The 18,763-nt window shown below is 41.5% G+C and carries 16 protein-coding genes; 12 read left to right on the forward strand and 4 right to left on the reverse strand.

Going from position 1 to position 18,763, the window contains the following annotated elements; genetic code table 11:
* Nucleotides 1–3 precede the first annotated feature (3 nt).
* The 9 genes from BLHYD_RS03265 (at nucleotide 4) to BLHYD_RS03305 (ending at nucleotide 9,136) form a co-directional block, all read left to right on the forward strand.
* Nucleotides 4–426, forward strand: a complete 423-nt coding sequence (locus BLHYD_RS03265) for a phage holin family protein (protein WP_004605754.1) — start codon at nucleotides 4–6, stop codon at nucleotides 424–426.
* On the forward strand, nucleotides 426–1,064 hold the full coding sequence (locus tag BLHYD_RS03270; protein ID WP_330361124.1) for a peptidoglycan recognition protein family protein: 639 nt from the start codon (nucleotides 426–428) through the stop codon (nucleotides 1,062–1,064). The genes BLHYD_RS03265 and BLHYD_RS03270 overlap by 1 nt, the downstream gene beginning before the upstream one ends.
* A gap of 454 nt (nucleotides 1,065–1,518) precedes the next feature.
* Nucleotides 1,519–1,734: an excisionase gene (locus tag BLHYD_RS03275; protein WP_005947658.1), complete on the forward strand. Its 216-nt coding sequence runs from the start codon at nucleotides 1,519–1,521 to the stop codon at nucleotides 1,732–1,734.
* An 84-nt stretch (nucleotides 1,735–1,818) separates the two neighbouring features.
* Nucleotides 1,819–2,082: an excisionase gene (locus BLHYD_RS03280; protein WP_050769874.1), complete on the forward strand. Its 264-nt coding sequence runs from the start codon at nucleotides 1,819–1,821 to the stop codon at nucleotides 2,080–2,082.
* The gene (locus BLHYD_RS03285; RefSeq protein ID WP_260784481.1) at nucleotides 2,063–2,275 is read left to right on the forward strand and encodes a MerR family transcriptional regulator; all 213 of its coding nucleotides are present in this window, start codon (nucleotides 2,063–2,065) and stop codon (nucleotides 2,273–2,275) included. The genes BLHYD_RS03280 and BLHYD_RS03285 overlap by 20 nt, the downstream gene beginning before the upstream one ends.
* Complete coding sequence (locus BLHYD_RS03290) at nucleotides 2,275–3,540, forward strand: tyrosine-type recombinase/integrase (RefSeq protein WP_005947664.1); 1,266 nt, start codon at nucleotides 2,275–2,277, stop codon at nucleotides 3,538–3,540. The genes BLHYD_RS03285 and BLHYD_RS03290 overlap by 1 nt, the downstream gene beginning before the upstream one ends.
* Nucleotides 3,541–3,673: 133 nt before the next feature.
* A complete protein-coding gene (locus tag BLHYD_RS03295; protein WP_040350466.1) occupies nucleotides 3,674–5,119 on the forward strand; it encodes a hypothetical protein in 1,446 nt (481 codons plus the stop codon).
* A gap of 615 nt (nucleotides 5,120–5,734) precedes the next feature.
* Nucleotides 5,735–8,479, forward strand: a complete 2,745-nt coding sequence (locus BLHYD_RS03300) for an ATP-dependent DNA helicase (RefSeq protein ID WP_260784482.1) — start codon at nucleotides 5,735–5,737, stop codon at nucleotides 8,477–8,479.
* A 195-nt stretch (nucleotides 8,480–8,674) separates the two neighbouring features.
* Entirely contained in the window at nucleotides 8,675–9,136 is a 462-nt protein-coding gene (locus tag BLHYD_RS03305) for a low molecular weight protein-tyrosine-phosphatase (RefSeq protein WP_040350467.1), read from the forward strand.
* Nucleotides 9,137–9,370: 234 nt separating this feature from the next.
* Here the strand turns inward: BLHYD_RS03305 and nagB are convergent, their stop codons facing one another.
* The 4 genes from nagB to BLHYD_RS03325 all read right to left on the reverse strand — a co-directional run bounded on the left by nagB (nucleotide 9,371) and on the right by BLHYD_RS03325 (nucleotide 13,133).
* On the reverse strand, nucleotides 9,371–10,102 hold the full coding sequence (nagB, locus tag BLHYD_RS03310) for a glucosamine-6-phosphate deaminase (RefSeq protein WP_005947675.1): 732 nt from the start codon (nucleotides 10,100–10,102) through the stop codon (nucleotides 9,371–9,373).
* Nucleotides 10,103–10,364: 262 nt separating this feature from the next.
* The gene (locus BLHYD_RS03315; protein ID WP_005947677.1) at nucleotides 10,365–10,697 is read right to left on the reverse strand and encodes a hypothetical protein; all 333 of its coding nucleotides are present in this window, start codon (nucleotides 10,695–10,697) and stop codon (nucleotides 10,365–10,367) included.
* A gap of 413 nt (nucleotides 10,698–11,110) precedes the next feature.
* Nucleotides 11,111–11,560: a GNAT family N-acetyltransferase gene (locus BLHYD_RS03320; protein WP_005947679.1), complete on the reverse strand. Its 450-nt coding sequence runs from the start codon at nucleotides 11,558–11,560 to the stop codon at nucleotides 11,111–11,113.
* Nucleotides 11,561–11,654: 94 nt separating this feature from the next.
* Entirely contained in the window at nucleotides 11,655–13,133 is a 1,479-nt protein-coding gene (locus tag BLHYD_RS03325) for a DUF1846 domain-containing protein (protein ID WP_005947683.1), read from the reverse strand.
* A 334-nt stretch (nucleotides 13,134–13,467) separates the two neighbouring features.
* Here BLHYD_RS03325 and ftsH point away from each other — a divergent pair, with 334 nt between their 5' ends.
* The 3 genes from ftsH (at nucleotide 13,468) to hprK (ending at nucleotide 18,762) form a co-directional block, all read left to right on the forward strand.
* Nucleotides 13,468–15,528 carry an ATP-dependent zinc metalloprotease FtsH gene (ftsH, locus tag BLHYD_RS03330; RefSeq protein WP_005947685.1) on the forward strand — a complete coding sequence of 687 codons (2,061 nt, stop codon included), beginning with the start codon at nucleotides 13,468–13,470 and terminating at the stop codon, nucleotides 15,526–15,528.
* Nucleotides 15,529–15,815: 287 nt separating this feature from the next.
* Nucleotides 15,816–17,669 (forward strand): excinuclease ABC subunit UvrC, encoded by a 1,854-nt coding sequence (gene uvrC / locus BLHYD_RS03335; RefSeq protein ID WP_021844277.1) that lies wholly within the window; start codon nucleotides 15,816–15,818, stop codon nucleotides 17,667–17,669.
* 166 nt (nucleotides 17,670–17,835) lie between these two features.
* A complete protein-coding gene (gene hprK / locus BLHYD_RS03340) occupies nucleotides 17,836–18,762 on the forward strand; it encodes an HPr(Ser) kinase/phosphatase (protein WP_005947689.1) in 927 nt (308 codons plus the stop codon).
* Nucleotide 18,763: the final 1 nt, after the last annotated feature.

Consider the following 18,763-nt stretch of genomic DNA (forward strand, 5'->3'; position numbering starts at 1 on the left):
ACCATGAAAGAATTCTGGAACACCATCCAACTCATCTTTTCCGCTGTGGGCGGCTGGCTGGGGTATTTCCTCGGAGGCTGTGACGGCTTGCTTTATGCCCTCATCGCCTTCGTGGTGATCGACTACATCACGGGTGTGATGTGCGCCATCATCAACCGGGAGTTATCCAGCGCAGTCGGTTTTAAGGGGATCTTCCGCAAAGTGCTGATTTTCCTGCTGGTCGGGATTGCGAACATCATCGATGTGCAGGTGATTGGTACGGGAGCAGTCTTACGGACAGCGGTCATCTTTTTCTACATCTCCAATGAAGGCGTGAGCCTGCTAGAGAATGCGGGACATCTGGGACTCCCCATCCCGGAGAAGATCAAAACGGTATTAGAGCAGCTCCATGACAGAGCAGAAAACGGAAAGGAAGGTAATGAATAATGGCTTACACAAACAGTTCATTGGTATCTTACACAAAACTTAGTCCGAACCATTCCGGGCAGAGGACACATTCTATCGACAGGATCACACCCCACTGCGTGGTCGGCCAGCTGACGGCAGAGAGCATCTGCGGATGCTTCACCAGCCCATCCAGAGAGGCCAGCTGTAACTATGGCATTGGAAAAGACGGAAAGATCGCCCTTTGCGTGGAGGAAAAGAACCGCTCCTGGTGTTCTTCCAGCAGCGCTAACGACCAGAGGGCGGTCACCATCGAGTGTGCCAGCGATCTGAATCATCCCTACGCAATGACCACTGCCGTTTACAATTCCCTTGTGAAGCTGTGTACGGACATCTGTAAACGGAATGGGAAGAAGAAACTTCTCTGGCTGGGGGATAAGAATAAGACGCTAAACTATTCCCCGAAGTCCGATGAGATGGTGCTGACCGTCCATCGCTGGTTTGCCAACAAGTCCTGTCCGGGAGACTGGCTGTATTCCCGGCTTGGGGATCTGGCCTCCAAGGTAACGGCAGCGCTGGGGGGGCTCGTCTTCCGGTTCGACCGGCTCGGTTTTATACCGTGTCCGCAAAAGCTGGTCGGATGCCAAGAGCCAGAAGGGAGCTTTCAACAATCTGGATAACGCCAAGCGATGTGCTGACTCCAATGCAGGCTATTCCGTTTATGATGAAAGTGGGAAGGTAGTTTACACTGGAAAGCAGACTGGCTCTGGAGGTTCCACCGGTTCCTTCTTGGTACAGGTCACAGCAACGGATTTGAATATCCGCAAAGGTCCCGGTACGAATTACGCCAAGATCGGCAAGTATACAGGGAAAGGCGTGTTTACGATTACAGAGGTGAAATCCGGCACGGGTTCCACCGCAGGATGGGGGAAACTCAAGAGTGGCTCTGGCTGGATTTCTCTGGATTACTGCAAGCGTCTTTAAGTAAAGAAAAGAGGAAGAATGGGCTTGCCCGTGGGCTGTGCGATAGCTGCATGGCCTGCGGGCCTTATTTTTTTGTCTGCGATACCCCCTCAAAGCACCGGGGAAATCTCCGTATTCTGAAGGAGGCATCCTTCGGATAGGAGGAATACCATGCAGGAAAGCAACAAGAACACAGGAGCAGTTCCGGTGCAGGAAAAGTATGCACTGACGATTCGGGAAGCATCGGAATATTTCAGCATTGGCACAAAGAAAATGAGACGTCTGGCGGAAGATAATCTGGGCAGGTTTGCGATTTATAGCGGGAACCGCTACCTCATAATCCGCACAAAATTTGAAAAATTTATGGAGGAAACTTCTACGATATAACTTCTTTTTCTCTGCCAAAAGTAGTTGCTATTTCTCCTGTTTAGAGTGATGAATGTCATGACCAAAGAGACAGGAGGTGGCACGATGCAGGAAATTCATAAGACTCCAGGAAGCCGGAAGGTAGAGATTCCGATCAGCGAAAAGTATATGCTGACTATTAACGAGGCGGCTGCCTATTTCAGTATTGGAGTTAAGAAGTTAAGGAGAATGGCAGAAGACAATGAGGGAAAGTTTGCGATTACAATGGGCAGCCGATACCTTATTGTCCGGGAAAAATTTGAAGAATATATTGATTCTTTAATCAATGAAGAAAATGAGGACGAACCGGATGAGCAAACCGATTCTTAAAGAAAAAGATATTTTAAATCCAAATGAGGCGATTGAACTATTTGTACTCAGCAGAAGAAAGTTTTATAAGCTGCTGAAAGAAAACCGGAATCTGGGATTTCTGGCTATGTATGGTTCCAGAAAGCTGATTATCCGGTCAGAATTCCAGAAATACCTGGATAAGCACCCAGAATTAAAAAGGAGGGGAAGCTGATGGCAGGCAGGAGGCGTGACTCCAAGCACCGGGTTCTCCGTCGGGGAGAATCCATCCGGGCGGATGGGAAATACCAGTTTAAGTACCATGTGAATGGGACTCCGCATTTTGTATATAGTTGGCGGCTGGAGCCGACGGACAAACTGCCGGCAGGGAAAAAGCCCTGCCTGTCCCTTCGGGAACTGGAAAAGCAGATCGGTTATGACTTGGATTCTTTATCTGATCCCACAGGAAAGAACATGACAGTGGAGGAACTGGTAGAAAGGTATCTGTCAACGAAAACGGGAGTAAAGCCGAATACCCTGGCGAATTACAATTTTGTGAAGAATCTTATGAAAAAGGAGCCATTTAATGGTAAGAAGATTTCCCAAGTCAAGACTTCGGACGCAAAGCTGTTTTTGATCAAACTTCAGCAGGACGGCAGAAGGTACAGCACAATCAAGACAGTCCGGGGCGTGCTGCGGCCCGCTTTTCAGATGGCGGTGGATGATGATGTTCTCCGCAAAAACCCATTTGGGTTTGAGCTTGCCACGGTGGTAGTCAACGACAGCGTGACCAGGGAGGCGATTACCAGAAAACAGATGCGGCAGTTCTTGAAATTCGTCCATGACGATAATGTGTACTGTAAGTATTACGAAGTAGTTTATATCCTTTTTCATACAGGAATGCGTATTTCGGAATTTTGCGGACTGACACTGAAGGATCTGGATATGAAGAACCGGATTATAAATATTGACCACCAGTTACAAAGAACTTCCGATATGCGGCTGATAATCGAATCAACGAAAACCAATGCAGGAACCAGAAAACTGCCTATGTCCGAAGATGTATTCCGGTGTTTCCAGGCTATCATTGAGGACCGGGAAGCACCAAGATATGAGAGAGTGGTGGACGGATACACAGGATTTCTGTTTACGGATAAGGAGGGTCTTCCCCTGGTGGCGATGCATTGGGAGCATCGGTTTAACCATATGGTAAAGCGGTACAACGATATTTACCGGGTTCAGATGCCGAATATCACACCTCATGTCTGCCGCCACACTTACTGCAGCAATATGGCGAAGTCAGGTATGAATCCAAAGACACTCCAGTATCTGATGGGGCATAGCGATATCGGAGTAACGCTGAACACCTATACCCATCTGGGGCTGGAGGATGCCATGGATGAGTTAAAGCGGGTGGAAGAACTGGAGAATGCCAGGAAGGAAATGGAAAAGATAAACGGAGAGGGGACAGTTTCACAGAAAATGTTCCGGATAATATAATATGGAAAGAATGAAGGCGCTCTGCTATGGCAGGGCGTTTTTTAACAATTTTTTCATTACATATCTGCAATTATATGGTAAAATTAATGCTATTAAAGCGTAGGTGCTATCAGCTATGAAAGAGGTTTATTATATGGAACATACAGGGCACATAAAGATAAATAGGAAGAATGTGCCTTATCATTTGGTTGATGATAAGGTGACACTGATACCTTTTGATACATACTCGGCACTTATTCCAAGTGAGATTAAAGAAAAAGAAATTATAAAAGGAATTACAACAGGAAATAGAGAAGTTGCATTTTTGAATTGTAAGTATTCTAGCAATAGGCTTGCATATCAAGTTTTGATAATTTCATCGTGTAATACAGGGTTATATGAAGATATATCGTCATTTGATAGGATTTGTTTTGAAGGCAAGCCGGTAAATGTGTTTGCAGGACCGGGAAGGGCATATATTTCGGAAGATGGTTATGATATATCGGAAAGGATGAAATCGATAACTCCTAGAAATTGGGATGATCTTAATACAGAGACAAATCTTAAAATTAAAAATAGAGAAATGAAATTATCAATAGATTATTGTATTTGGCATAATAAAAAATTTATTGAGACTTCAATGGGGGAAGCAATTCCTCGTTTTTGCATTGAATATAACAAGACCTTATCAATAAAAAATATACCAGCAATATATTTACAGGTATATGACTTCTTTTCTTTTTTAAGTTTTAGGAGAAATGTCACTTTTGATAAAATATATATTCAGAGAAAAATTGAGGGGAAATATGCTAAAGCTGCAGAAGTAATAGTAAATTCGAAGAATTTTGGAGATTACAATAATACAGAAAGAAATTCTATTATTATTGATGACTGTCGTAAAAATTTTGGTAGTTTATTTAAGTGTGTGGTTCAAAGGCGTTCTCAAAAAATTTATGATAATTTTTATATACCAAAAAACGGGAAAGAGAGTTCACAGCTTACCTATGAAAAATTTTTATCATGTGCATTAAGTTTGGAAAGTGAGTATGCACGACTATATCCAAGTAAAAAGGATGAAAATGAAAAATTTGCATATATACAAGGATTGTTTCAAGAATCCGCAGACAAGATGGATATGTTGTTTGCTTTAGCAGCGGAGAATAGAATATCGCGTGATGAATTTGAAAAATGCTTTTATGGTGATGTAAATTCAAGATTGAAAATTTTTTTTGACAGTATGTCAAAAACGAAAGCTAAATCATACCAAAGCTATTATGTAAAAATAGTTGATGCATTGTCAAAAATAGATTATAGCTTGGGCGAAAAGTATAAGAATGCGTTAAATATGCATATGGATTTGGTAAAACCTGTTATAGATAGAATGAGTTCCGCTAATGGCGTGGCATTTCCAAGTGCAAATGAGGCAGGGAAAATATTTGCAGATTTTAGGAATGGAATTGCCCACGGAAATCCACCAGATATAGAAAAGATTCATTGTGTGCTTTTTGAAGTGGCCAGAGCATTGATTTATATAATGATATTGAAAAATGCGGGAATAGATGAAGAAAGTATTAAAAATATAGTAAAAAAGCTGTTTTGAGGATAGGCTGATTTGAGGTAGTATTTTGAATATTGATTTTTACATTACGGACCATTGAATTTATGCTAAAATAAGACGGTAGTAACACACCCCTATTCTTACTACGTTTTTACTACGATTGACGGCCTCAACTTGCCACATTTTGCCGCGTTTTGCTTATTTTGTGATTGTTTTAACAATCTCAGCGGCAGCTACATACCCGGCAAATTGCGGCAAAACAGGGCAAACTAACGCAAATTAGGAGGACTTTAAAATATGATACGAGTGCTTTTCGTGTGCCACGGCAAACCGACTGCCATATGTTCATAGCGAATGCAAAATGTGGTAAAATGGAGCAAATTGCAGCAGATGGAACTGTATATACACCGTTTTAACTACTATTGAGAAAGAGAGATTTTACATTTATAAAATATTTGCTGCAAACTGCGGCAAATGGGAGCATTTGAGGGCCGTTAATTAGTAATGTGACAAATAGTGTATGTCTGCTATTGGGGTATATTCATTTTATATATGGATAGTTATAAACAATTTTCTGTAGGTTATTATATTTGAATTGTCGTTAGAAGCCCATAAAAGTTTAGTGAACATATGGAAGAAAGATAAGGATGGTTACTAATGATGAATATAGATAGACAAATTTTCAATATAGATCATGTGATTTGTAGTAATATTGATTTGTTAGAGACTGCTGGAGTAACAAGAGGTTTCATATCTCAAAATCTTTTAGCACAATCAAGAAATCTTGTGGAGCATATTGCTGTAAAGGCATATGGGAATGGTACAGATATAATGGCTAACTGGGAAACCATCCCATTAGCTTTAAACTATATAAAACGTGACTATAAATATTTATTTTTGAGAAAATTTCATAACTTTTTGCAGGAATCTAAATCTCATTATACACCAGATGAGGATGGGGCAGAACGACTTACATTGAAGTATTATGAATATTATATGATGCTCCGAGAATTTTCAAAAAAAGAATATGGTTTAGATATACTTCATAATATTGAAAAATTTCCAGTAAATATGGATAAAGCCGTTATCGGATATTATAGAGCGGTTTTAAATAGTTTAGGGAAACAATATGGATTTGTGGATTTTAACAGAAATGAACGTCTTTATGTAATGAGATCCAAGCCTGTAATTATAGATGGTAGAATTCTCTATGAAAATACTATGATACCGGCCAATGATGTTTCTAGTAAATTTGATAGATTTATTACATTCTCGACTTTTATGATACCTGACCATTATGCCATAAGAGCGGATATAAGAGGTACTCAAATTATTGTTGAGAATCAGAAAATGCCTGTAAATATATTAGTTGATTATCAAGTGTCTATTAGGCCATGTGAATTAAATAATTTTGCGAAGATATTTGGACTCAAAATTAAGATGAATCAGGGACTGGCAGAGTACAATGGATTGATGCAATACTTAACTAAAACTGGCGGCAGTTTGACAGACATTCTTCTTGCTAATGATGTGGAGTATAAAGAAATAAAATCATACATCACACAAAAAGCAAGAACTATAAAATTTTTTGATGCCATAGATAAAGCTAGAATAGTCGTTTGGAATAATAAGCATGGCAGCAATATTGTTAGATATTTATCTTACATAATGCGAAACAAAGTGATTAAGGATCAAATATCCGATGAAGAGAATGCTATATTGTCTAAATTAAATTTGCAATATGGTACAATTCCATTTGAAGAAATGCCATTTTGCACTTCATTAATAGGTCATAATCCAGAACCACAAGATGTATTTGCTTGCATTCCAGCTAACAATAATGAAGCACAGTTATTGGCAAAATATTTACAAATCAATACGAGTAGTAGAGGCCACCTTTATACAAAGTGTAAAGATGTAGAACATTTAGGAGACATTGATAAGTTAATTACAGAGTATAATCAAAAGCTATACTATAAACACCATTCACGTGAACTTTGCAAATTCGGAAAAAATTATTTATATATTAAGGAGCATTATGAAGACACAAAACAAATAATAGAAAATCTGATTGAATTATCAAAAGAAGGTGTTTCTGGATATAGAAACTTTGCAAACTATTGGATTAGTGAAAATCCAGAAACAGTAAACTGCGATGAGAAGAAGCAGATTTTACTAGAAATGTTTGATAGTTCTAAAGTATCTCTTATCTATGGAGCAGCAGGAACTGGAAAAACATATTTATTAAATCATGTAGCTCAACTTTTTGACGACAGGAGAAAATTGTTTTTGTCAAATACTAACCCTGCGGTAGATAATTTACGTCGGAAAATAAAGGCTCAGAATTGTAAATTTTCTACTATCGCAAAATTTCTTGGAAGAAGTACGTTAGATATTAGCTTTGACCTTTTGATTATGGACGAATGTAGTATGATCAGTAATTCTGATATGAGAAAAGTTCTTGAAAAAGCAAAGTACAAACTTCTTGTATTGGTAGGCGATACGTATCAAATTGAAGCAATTTCATTTGGAAATTGGTTTTCACTTGCTAGATATTTTTTGCCGAAAAAAACATGGAACGAATTAGTTACACCATATAGGGCAAAAAATAATGAACTTCTTGTGCTTTGGGAAAAGGTTAGAAATTTGGAGGATGATGTTACAGAACATCTGGTTCATTATAAATATTCATCAGTACTTGATGAAAGTATATTTAAGAAAAGTGCAGATGATGAGATTATTTTATGCTTAAATTATAATGGATTATATGGAATTAATAATATTAATCGATTTTTGCAAAATAACAATTCTAATCCGGGAGTAAGATGGGGGTTATGGACTTATAAAATTGGAGATCCAATTCTTTTTAATGAAAATAGGAGATTTGCACCTGTATTGTTCAATAATTTGAAAGGTAAGATTATAGATATAGAAGTTGAAGAGGCTAATGAACGTATCTGGTTTTCTATTGAAATTGAAAAAGCAATTAGTGAATTAGATACCGCAGAGATGGATTTAGAGTTACTTGATCCAATAAATGTAGGAAAATCTGTGGTTAAGTTTTATGTAAATAAAAATCATGATTCTGATGAAGATTATGATACAGAAATTGATGCTGTAGTCCCCTTTCAAATTGCCTATGCAGTTTCTATTCATAAGGCACAGGGCTTGGAATATGAATCAGTTAAGTTGGTCATTACAGAAGATATTGATGAAATGATCACACACAATATTTTTTATACGGCTATTACAAGGGCTAGAACTAATTTGAAAATATACTGGAGTCCGGAATCTCAACAAAGAGTTATAAGTAGATTTGAGAAGATGGATGCCAAAAGTGATGCGCTTATATTTTCGGCACAATCCAATTTGAAAATCGTAAATAAATATGTAAGTAAATAAGAACTGCAAATAATCGCAGTAGTAAAAACCCCCGATTTCTACTACGTTTTTACTACTTTTGACGGCCTCAACTTGCCCCGATTTGCCGTGTTTTGCTTATTCTGTGATTACTTTAACAATCTCAGTGACAGCTACATATTCGGCAAATCGCGGCAAAACAGGGCAAATCTTAGCAAATCAGGAGGACTTTAAAATATGATACGAGTGCTTTTCGTGTGCCACGGCAACATCTGCCGTTCCCCCATGGCGGAATTTTTATTCAGAGATTATGTAAAAAAACAAGGAGCCGAGGCGGAGTTTGAGATTGCGTCGGCTGCCACCAGTACAGAAGAGATCGGCAATCCGGTTCACAGGGGAACACGCCGGATTTTAGAGGAGCTGGGGATTTCCTGTGCGGGGAAGCATGCCCGACAGATGAGAAAACAGGACTATGAGTATTATGATTATCTGATTGGAATGGATCAGTGGAATATCAGTAATATCATGAGAATTATCAGGAAAGACCCGGAAGGGAAAGTCTTTAAGTTCTTAGATTTTTCTGAGCATCCAAGAGATATCGCAGATCCCTGGTACACAGGAGATTTTGACACTACATACGAGGATATACGGGAAGGCTGCCAGTCATTTTGGAATTATCTGCGCAGAGAGGGAAAATGAGAAGTATAGACGAATATATGTGGTGCCGGAATACAGGACGCAAAAAGCTGGATATAGGTCAAGAGGCTATATCCAGCTTATACTTTTTGGAGGTGCCGCCGACAGGTGGCACGAGGGTTTTCACGAAAAACCCGGCAAGCAGTTTTCAAACCCACCCGCTTCATTCCATTATGAGGAAAAACTTATCACGCTAATGTGTGAAGGTTCTTTCCTATAACAGAAATATTCCGCAATTTACAGAGAAGTTTTTGACAGGGCAGCCTCATCTGCTACAATCGTTGCATTTGGATGAAGCTGAAGGATGGAAGCCGGTACCTCTGGCGTGATGGGACCGTTGATTACTTTGTTTAAAATTTCAGCTTTGTCTGCACCGCTCACGACTACAAGAATAGATTTTGCTCTCATGATGGTTCCGATTCCCATGGTGTATGCCTGTCTCGGCACATCTTCTTCTTTTTCAAAGAAACGTTTATTGGCATTGATGGTACTCTCAGCCAGATCTACACAGTGAGTATTCTTGGGAAAATGATCGGTTGGCTCATTGAATCCAATGTGCCCATTATGGCCGAGGCCGAGAAGCTGAAGATCAATTCCGCCGAAATTTTCGATAATCGCCTCATAATCTGCACAGGCCTTAGAGCTATCAGGCTCGCTGCCGTCCGGCACATAAGTATGAGCCACGTCGATATTGACCCGGCTGAACAGGTGCTTATTCATGAAATAGCGGTAACTCTGGTCATTGTCTTTATCTAAACCGCGGTATTCGTCCAGATTTACAGAGTTTACTCTGGAAAAATCTAGATCGCCATTCTCATAGCGGTCAACTAACTGGTCGTAAGTGCCGATTGGTGTGGAACCGGTTGCAAGCCCCAATACGCAATCCGGTTTCAAGATAACCTGTGCAGAGATAATATTTGCTGCTTTACGGCTCATGTCGGCGTAGTCTTTGGTTTTGATCACTCTCATAATTATCTTCTCCTTTATATTATTTTTTTAGTACGCATTGAAATATTTCCTCATTCAATTTACCATGGATAAAATGAAATTACAATTGAATTTATAAAAATAGATTCATTATTGCAAAAGTCTTAGATGAAAATGAGAAAATATACGATATATAATACAATATAGAAAGTACTTTTAAACTTTAAATACTTGGTAACGCTTTCCAATCTCTGAGTTGTTTACGGAGAAACAGAATATATACTAAATCTACACAATGTCTCTGCTATTTCTTCTTAAAACTGATTAATTTCCCATTATATGTTACAATGAAAAAGATTATAAAAAAAATGCCGAGAAAAATCATGACAACTCCCACATAATATCCCAATTCTGATTTAGAGATGAGATTGATGACAGGAATCATGATGACACCAATACTCACAAGCAGATTACTTAACCCTATTTTTTGTGTGAATTTTTTATGGTCTTTTGGGTCTAAATTTGTATAGTGATAACTGTGCAGCAATGCGATATTTCCTTTCATTCCCACCTGATAGGATAGGAAAATTAAAAAGATTCCTATTACTAATTCAGCGATCATTTCTTCTGTTTCCATTAACAATCTCCTTCACTAAGATGAAAATAATTTGTTATATTTTTGTTCTGTCATAGGAAAGACCTTGTCACGCTAATGCGTGAAAGCCCTTACCTATAACATGAACGCTCCGCTAAGGATGCGTACGCCGCGATGAGGAATTTCACCGCAAGGCGATGTTGCGACGGCACGCAAAGCGGGACGCGCCTCCTCAAAGATTGAAGGGAAGGGGGGGAAAATGGATTCGCCTACTTTGTTTCTATAATAGGCGAGACTCCGTCATACTAATGCGTGGAAGCTCTTGGCTATTACTAAACACTCCGTTGTGGATGTGGACGTTGGAATATTTCAATACGCAGTGATATTGTACTGACGCGCAAAATGGGGCTGCCTTCTTAGATTGAGAAGATGAGGAGCTGAAGAGGGCTTGCTGTTTATTTTGATTTTTCCATAACATAGTTTGTAAGAAAAATTCCCTGGCGCTCCACTTCTTGTTTTTTCACAATTATATAACCTCTTTTTTCAAAGAAAGGCCTAGCTGTGATAGAGGCATGGGTGACGATAGTTCCTGGAACTGCCTGTTCCAGTTGATCGCAGATGGCAGCGGCAATTCCTTGGCGCTGATAATCGGAATGAATGTATAAACGGTCGAGATAACCTGTTTTGTCGATATCTCCAAAGCCCACAATAAGGTTATTATCCACTGCGACAATGGTGAAATGTTCCTGAAACGACTGATTCCACATTTCCAAATCAATCTGTCCGGTTGCCCATACGTTTAACTGTTCTTTTGTGTAATCTTTTGCATTGACTGTGTGAACGGTGTGATAGAATAATTCCACAATTTTTTCGCAGTCGGATGCTTGGTATTTTCTTAATTTCATCGAAATATCCTCTGGAATGTTTTCTACTATATAAAGAGACCACGGCAGCCATAGAGAATTTCTATGTCTGCTGCGGTCTTAGTAAATTTATGAATTAATGGTAGATCTTTTTGTGTTCGTATTTGGGCTCCGAGGTCAGTTCAATGGACAATTTCATAAATTCCTGAATGTCCACGGAAGAAAGCATTACAGAGGTATGTGCCTGACAGCCCCGTAGGTTTGGAAGCTGTTCTAGGGCTGCGCGGGCTTTCTCGTTGCTGGCCGCACTGATAGACAGAGCGATTAGAGTTTCATCTGTGTGCAGTCTTGGGTTTTTGCTGCCCAGATATTGGGTTTTCAGAGTTTGAATTGGTTCAATGGCCTGAGGAGAGATCAGGTGTGAATCGTGATCTATGCCAGCCAGAGCTTTCAGGGCATTTAGCAGCAGAGCAGCGGAAGGTCCCAGCAGGTCGGAGGTTTTTCCGTGTACGATTCTTCCATCATGCAGTTCTAAAGCAGCGGCAGGAGCCCCTGTTTTTTCTTCCAAATCCAGACTGACTTTCACGACAGCGCGGTCTTCCACGGAGGCATGTGCCTGATTCATCAAAAGTTCGATTTTCCGGGTTTCTTCTTCTGGACAAGTGCCTTGGGCCAGGGCATTCAGACTTTTGTAATAACGGCGAATAATCTCTTGGCGTGCGGCGTTTTGGCAGACCTCATCGTCAATAATACAGTTACCAGCCATATTTACTCCCATATCTGTAGGCGATTTGTAGGGAGATTCCCCATAGATTTTTTCGAAGATAGTCTGAAGTACGGGGAAGATCTCCACATCCCGGTTATAGTTAACCGTGGTGACGTTGTAAGCTTCCAGATGGAAGGGGTCGATCATATTTACATCGTTGAGATCAGCGGTGGCGGCTTCATAAGCCAGATTGACCGGGTGTTTCAGCGGGATGTTCCAGATAGGAAAGGTCTCAAATTTGGCATAGCCAGCGCGAATTCCACGTTTGTGCTCATGGTATAGCTGGGAGAGGCAAGTAGCCATTTTTCCACTTCCGGGTCCAGGAGCCGTTATGATAACTAGAGGGCGTGTTGTCTCGATGTATTCATTTTTTCCATAGCCCTCATCGCTCACGATCAGTGCAGGATTGTTGGGATAACCGGGGATAGAATAGTGTATATAAACTTTGATTCCCAGTTTTTCCAGATGGTGTTTGAATAGAAGCGCGCTTTCTTGTCCAGTATACTGTGTGATGGTGACACTGCCTACACGGAATCCCTCATTGGTGTAGGCGTCTATAAGACGCAACACGTCGGTCTCATAGGTAATTCCCAAATCACCGCGAACTTTGTTCTTTTCAATGTCTCCGGCGCTGATGACGATGACGATCTCCGCCTGGTCAGAGAGCTGTTTAAGCATGCGTAGTTTGCTGTCAGGAGCAAAACCGGGCAGAACCCGTGACGCATGGTAGTCATCAAACAATTTTCCGCCGAACTCCAGATACAATTTGTTGTCAAATTGGCTGATTCTCTGGCGGATGTGTTCGGACTGCATAATTTGGTACTTTTCATTGTCAAACCCTAGTTTCATAGACCCATTTCTCCTTATATGTAATGAAATCTTTGCCGGCATAGAACCGGATAGTTAAGTGCTGAAAAAACAATATACCAGAAGATCAATGCCGGTTGTGACTGAGTAAACCGGAAAGAACTTTTGGCATATGTCCACTGAGGGTAGTATACTACAAAAAAACAAATTTGTGGAAAAAAATTTAGAAAAGTTTTAGAAAAACTCAGATGAATGTAAGATCTGACAGTTGATTTATTTTGAAAGGGTAATTATAATGGAAGAGATAAAATCTTCAGTTTATGAGATAATCAACAATTGATTATTGGGCTGTGGATTAGATAACAGGAGGAATAAGATGGATAATAAACCAGACAATCGTAAAAATGGGAACCAAAATCCCGATAATAATGGCCCGAAAAATAGACAGCCTATTTTTGCGTTTTTGATTTGTCTGCTGGTCACGCTGACATGTCTGAGTTTCTTTACGAATATGCTCAGAGGCGGCGCTTCTGAGGAGACTACATATGACGAATTCATCGACATGGTGGATAAGGGAGAGATAGAGAAAGTTGTTCTACAGGATGATACGCTGACGATTACACCAAAGGAGTCAAAGGGTAGTGGGGTGTATGGCAGTCGGACTGTGCAGGTCACCTTGGCGGAGGATGACTCAGATCTTGTCAAGAGACTGGAAGGAACAGGAATAAAATTTAAGAAGGAGCCTCCAGACCCGACGGCAGGTATTCTGTCAATGATTATCAGTATTGTGGTTCCCACACTGCTATTATTCGGTTTGTTTATGGTTCTGATGAAGAGAATGAACAAAGGTGGAGGGATGATGGGTGTAGGCAAAAGTAAGGCGAAGGCTTACGTCCAGAAGGAGACCGGCGTTACATTTAAAGATGTGGCAGGACAGGATGAGGCGAAAGAGTCCCTTCAGGAAGTGGTGGATTTCTTGCACAATCCTGGGAAATATACGGGGATTGGAGCAAAATTACCGAAGGGAGCGCTTTTGGTGGGACCTCCGGGAACTGGAAAGACTTTGCTCGCGAAAGCTGTGGCGGGAGAGGCTCATGTGCCGTTTTACTCACTGTCCGGTTCCGATTTTGTGGAAATGTTCGTGGGTGTGGGAGCATCCCGTGTCCGCGACTTGTTTGAAGAGGCAAAGAAAAATGCTCCTTGTATCATCTTTATTGATGAGGTTGATGCCATAGGTAAGAGTCGTGATTCCAGATTCGGCGGCAACGACGAGCGGGAACAGACACTGAATCAGCTTTTGGCGGAGATGGACGGATTTGACACATCGAAAGGTTTACTGATTCTGGCAGCTACAAACCGGCCGGAGGTACTGGACCCGGCTTTGCTGAGACCCGGGCGTTTTGACCGTAGGGTGATTGTGGATCGTCCAGACTTGAAAGGCAGAATTGAGATACTGAAGGTGCATGCGAAGGATGTACTTCTGGATGAGACGGTTGACTTTGATGCGATTGCTCTGGCTACTTCTGGGGCAGTTGGTTCGGATTTGGCTAATATGGTCAATGAAGCCGCAATCCTCGCGGTGAAAAATGGAAGAAATGCCGTTTCACAGAAAGATCTCTTTGAGGCAGTGGAAGTAGTTTTAGTGGGCAAGGAGAAAAAGGACAGGATTCTCAGCATTGAGGAGAGAAGAATTGTCTCCTACCATGAAGTAGGTCATGCTCTAGTGAATGCATTGCAAAAAGACGCAGAGCCTGTTCAAAAGATCACAATTGTGCCAAGGACAATGGGAGCACTAGGCTACGTAATGCAGGTGCCTGAAGAGGAGAAATACCTGAATACTCAAAAAGAGTTGGAAGCAATGTTGGTGGGATATCTGGGCGGCCGTGCAGCGGAAGAGCTGGTGTTTGATACGGTTACCACTGGGGCAGCCAATGATATTGAACAGGCGACAAAAGTGGCCAGGGCTATGATTACCCAGTATGGAATGTCTAAGAAGTTTGGCCTGATGGGATTAGCCACACAGCAGGATCAATATCTGCAAGGGAGGACGGTTTTGAATTGCGGAGATCAGACAGCGACAGAAGTTGATCATGAAGTGATGCTGCTGCTTCATGATTCCTATGAGGAGGCAAAGAGGCTGCTGAGTGAGAACCGGGTAGCGATGGATAAAATTGCGGATTATCTGATTCAGAAGGAGACCATCACTGGAAAAGAATTTATGAAGATTTTCAGAGCGGTGCAGATGGGAATGGAGATTCCTAAGAATCCAGATGAGATAGACCAGATTGAAATTCCAGAGGAAAAGAAGAAAGTCAGATTGCTAAAAACAGAGGAAGATTTGCCGTCTGAGAAAGAAGAATACCAGGAGGAGACATCAGGATATGCGTCAAAAGTACTTCCGGAAGATGTCTTTGAGGAAGACGGTGCAAAGGAATAGAGAAACTTCCTTTTTTGTCAGAGAGGGGAGTTAAGCACACAGAGAGCCGTGGGTAGTTGAAATCAACTTGTACTGCGGCTCTTTTCTAAGCGATAAGCCCAGCAAGCTGCTGTACTCGCGCGAGCAGATCTTTGCTCCGCTATGGTCTGTGCTAGACGTGTACCCCCCGGTACACAGCACTATTTGCTGGGGGATGGGCACCATGCTGTGAGCTGGCTGTGTTATCGCTGTGGATAGGGGAAGAACATCTTTCTTTATCTGATCAAGATGGAAGGGAGGGAAAGTTAGTGTTTGATATACAAGAGGAGTTGAAAAAACTTCCAGCCAGGCCAGGAGTCTACATTATGCACGATGAAAAAGACACGATTATTTATGTGGGGAAAGCGGTTAGTTTGAGAAATCGTGTGAGACAATATTTTCAGACCAGCAGAAATAAGGGGGCGAAAATTGAGTCCATGGTGACTCACATCGCACGGTTTGAGTATATTGTCACAGATTCTGAGTTGGAGGCTCTGGTTCTGGAGTGTAATTTGATCAAAGAACATCGCCCCAAATACAATACGATGCTGAAGGATGACAAGAGCTATCCATTTATAAAGGTTACGGTAAATGAGGCGTTTCCGAGAGTTTTATTTGCGCGTAGAATGAAAAAAGACAAGGCGAAATATTTTGGCCCTTATACAAGTGCAGGAGCTGTCAAAGATGTGATTGAGTTGGTTCAAAAGCTTTATCATATCCGAACCTGTAACAGAAATCTTCCCAGAGATATCGGAAAGGAGAGGCCTTGTCTGTTTTACCATATTCATCAATGCCATGGCCCTTGTCAGGGAAAAGTAAGCCAGGACGAGTATCGGAGCCAGATTCAAGGGGCTTTGAAGTTTCTAAATGGGGATTCCGACGATATTTTTCGGGAATTGGAGGAGAAGATGCTGTTGGCTTCTGAGGAGCTGAGATTTGAAGATGCAATGGAATACAGAGATCTGTGCAACAGTATACGGAAAATCAAGGAACGCCAGAAAATTACAAGTTATGGGGAAGAGGATAAGGATGTGATTGCCATGGCTATGGAAGAGACGGATGCGGTAGTCCAAGTCTTCTTTATCCGAGAAGGCAAATTGATTGGGAGAGATCATTTTTATCTCAAAGTGGCGCAGGGCGACAGCAGGGCTCAGGTTTTGTCCAGTTTTTTGAAACAGTTTTACGCAGGAACGCCGTTTATTCCCAGAGAAGTGATGCTGCAGGATGAAATTGAGGATGGCGTCATTATCCAGGAATGGCTGACTCAGAGAAGGGGGCAGAGAGTCTATCTGAGAGTACCCAAAAAAGGGACGAAAGAGAAACTCGTGGAATTGGCGGCCGAAAATGCATGGATGGTTTTGTCTAAGGATAAGGAAAGAATCAAAAGGGAAGAAGGCCGTACGATTGGAGCAGTAAAAGAGATTGAGAGTTGGATTGGATTAAAAGGTGTGCAGCGTATAGAGGCCTATGATATTTCCAACATCAGTGGATTTGAGTCAGTAGGCTCTATGGTGGTCTACGAAAAGGGAAAACCTAAGCGGAGTGACTATCGAAAATTTAAAATTAAGTGGGTTCAGGGGCCAAATGACTATGCCAGTATGGAAGAGGTACTGACCAGACGTTTCACCCATGAGAGTGATAAAGAATATGATAGCTTTGCTCTTCTGCCGGATTTGATTATGATGGACGGAGGGAGGGGGCAGGTCAATGTGGCACTGAAGGTTTTGGAAAATTTAAATCTTCAAATTCCAGTGTGTGGTATGGTAAAAGATGATCATCACAGAACCAGAGGTTTATATTACAGGAATCAGGAAATTCCTATTGATACATCCAGTGAAGGTTTTCGGCTGATAACCAGAATTCAGGATGAGGCTCACCGCTTTGCCATTGAATTTCATAGATCGCTTCGAAGCAAAGAACAGGTTCATTCTGTTTTAGATGAGATACCTGGAATTGGGCCGGCCAGGAGGAAAGCTTTGATGAGAAAGTTTAAGTCGCTAGAGGCGGTCAGGGATGCTTCCTTAGAGGAGCTTATCCAGACAGAGGCGATGAATGAGCGCAGCGCTCGTCAGGTCTATGAGTTTTTTCATGCTATAGGAAAGCTGGGGGATGAGGGGAGTTGAAAGGAGATTACTCACGTTGCTCTTGCTACTCGTCGGAGAGATTTCTTGATAGAGGGGATGACTTGTGATAGAATGGGACAAAGAAAGCCTGGTTAACATATCTATGAAATGGCGCTGTGTTTGAAGCACTCAATACAAAATGAGACTAAGTCAAAGGAGAAATCATATGAAAGGCGTAGAACTTACGAAAATGATGCAGGAGCTGAATCTTAAAAATGCGACTCCTGATATCGACATGTCTGATAAGATTATTACAACATCAGAGATTAATCGTCCGGCTTTGCAGCTGGCGGGGTATTTGGCACACTTTGACAATGAGAGAGTTCAGATTATAGGGTATGTGGAGTATACTTACCTACAGCAGATGTCAGAGGAAGAGCGGCATTTTACCTATGAGCGTTTTATCTCCAGTAAAATTCCATGTGTGATCTTTAGTACAATGACGACTCCGACAGAGGATATGCTAAAATTAGCGGTGCAATATGAGGTGCCGACTTTTATCACAGACCGTACGACGTCCAGTTTTATGGCAGAGCTGATTCGGTGGCTGGGCGTGAAACTAGCGCCTTGCATTTCTATTCATGGTGTGCTTGTGGACGTCTATGGAGAGGGTGTGCTGATCACTGGTGAGAGTGGTATCGGTAAAAGTGAAGCGGCTCTGGAGCTTATTAAGAGGGGACATCGTCTCGTAAGTGATGATGTAGTGGAGCTACGCAAAGTCAGTGATGTGACTCTGGTTGGTTCAGCGCCAGACATCACTCGTCATTTTATTGAGCTTCGAGGGATTGGAATTATCGATGTGAAGACTTTATTTGGTGTGGAGAGCGTTAAAAATACACAGGCTGTGGATTTAGTGATTAAGTTGGAAGAGTGGGACAAAGATAGAGAATATGATCGCCTAGGGCTTCATGAAGAGTATATTGAGTATTTGGGAAATAAAATTGTCTGTCATTCACTTCCTATTCGGCCGGGACGTAACCTGGCGGTTATTGTAGAGTCAGCGGCGGTAAATCACCGTCAGAAGAAAATGGGATATAATGCGGCTGAAGAACTGTATCGCCGTGTGCAGGAAAGTATCTCAAGAAAACGATAGG

Source organism: Blautia hydrogenotrophica DSM 10507 (genome assembly GCF_034356035.1).
In the GTDB taxonomy this organism is placed as follows: Bacteria; Bacillota; Clostridia; order Lachnospirales; family Lachnospiraceae; genus Blautia_A; species Blautia_A hydrogenotrophica.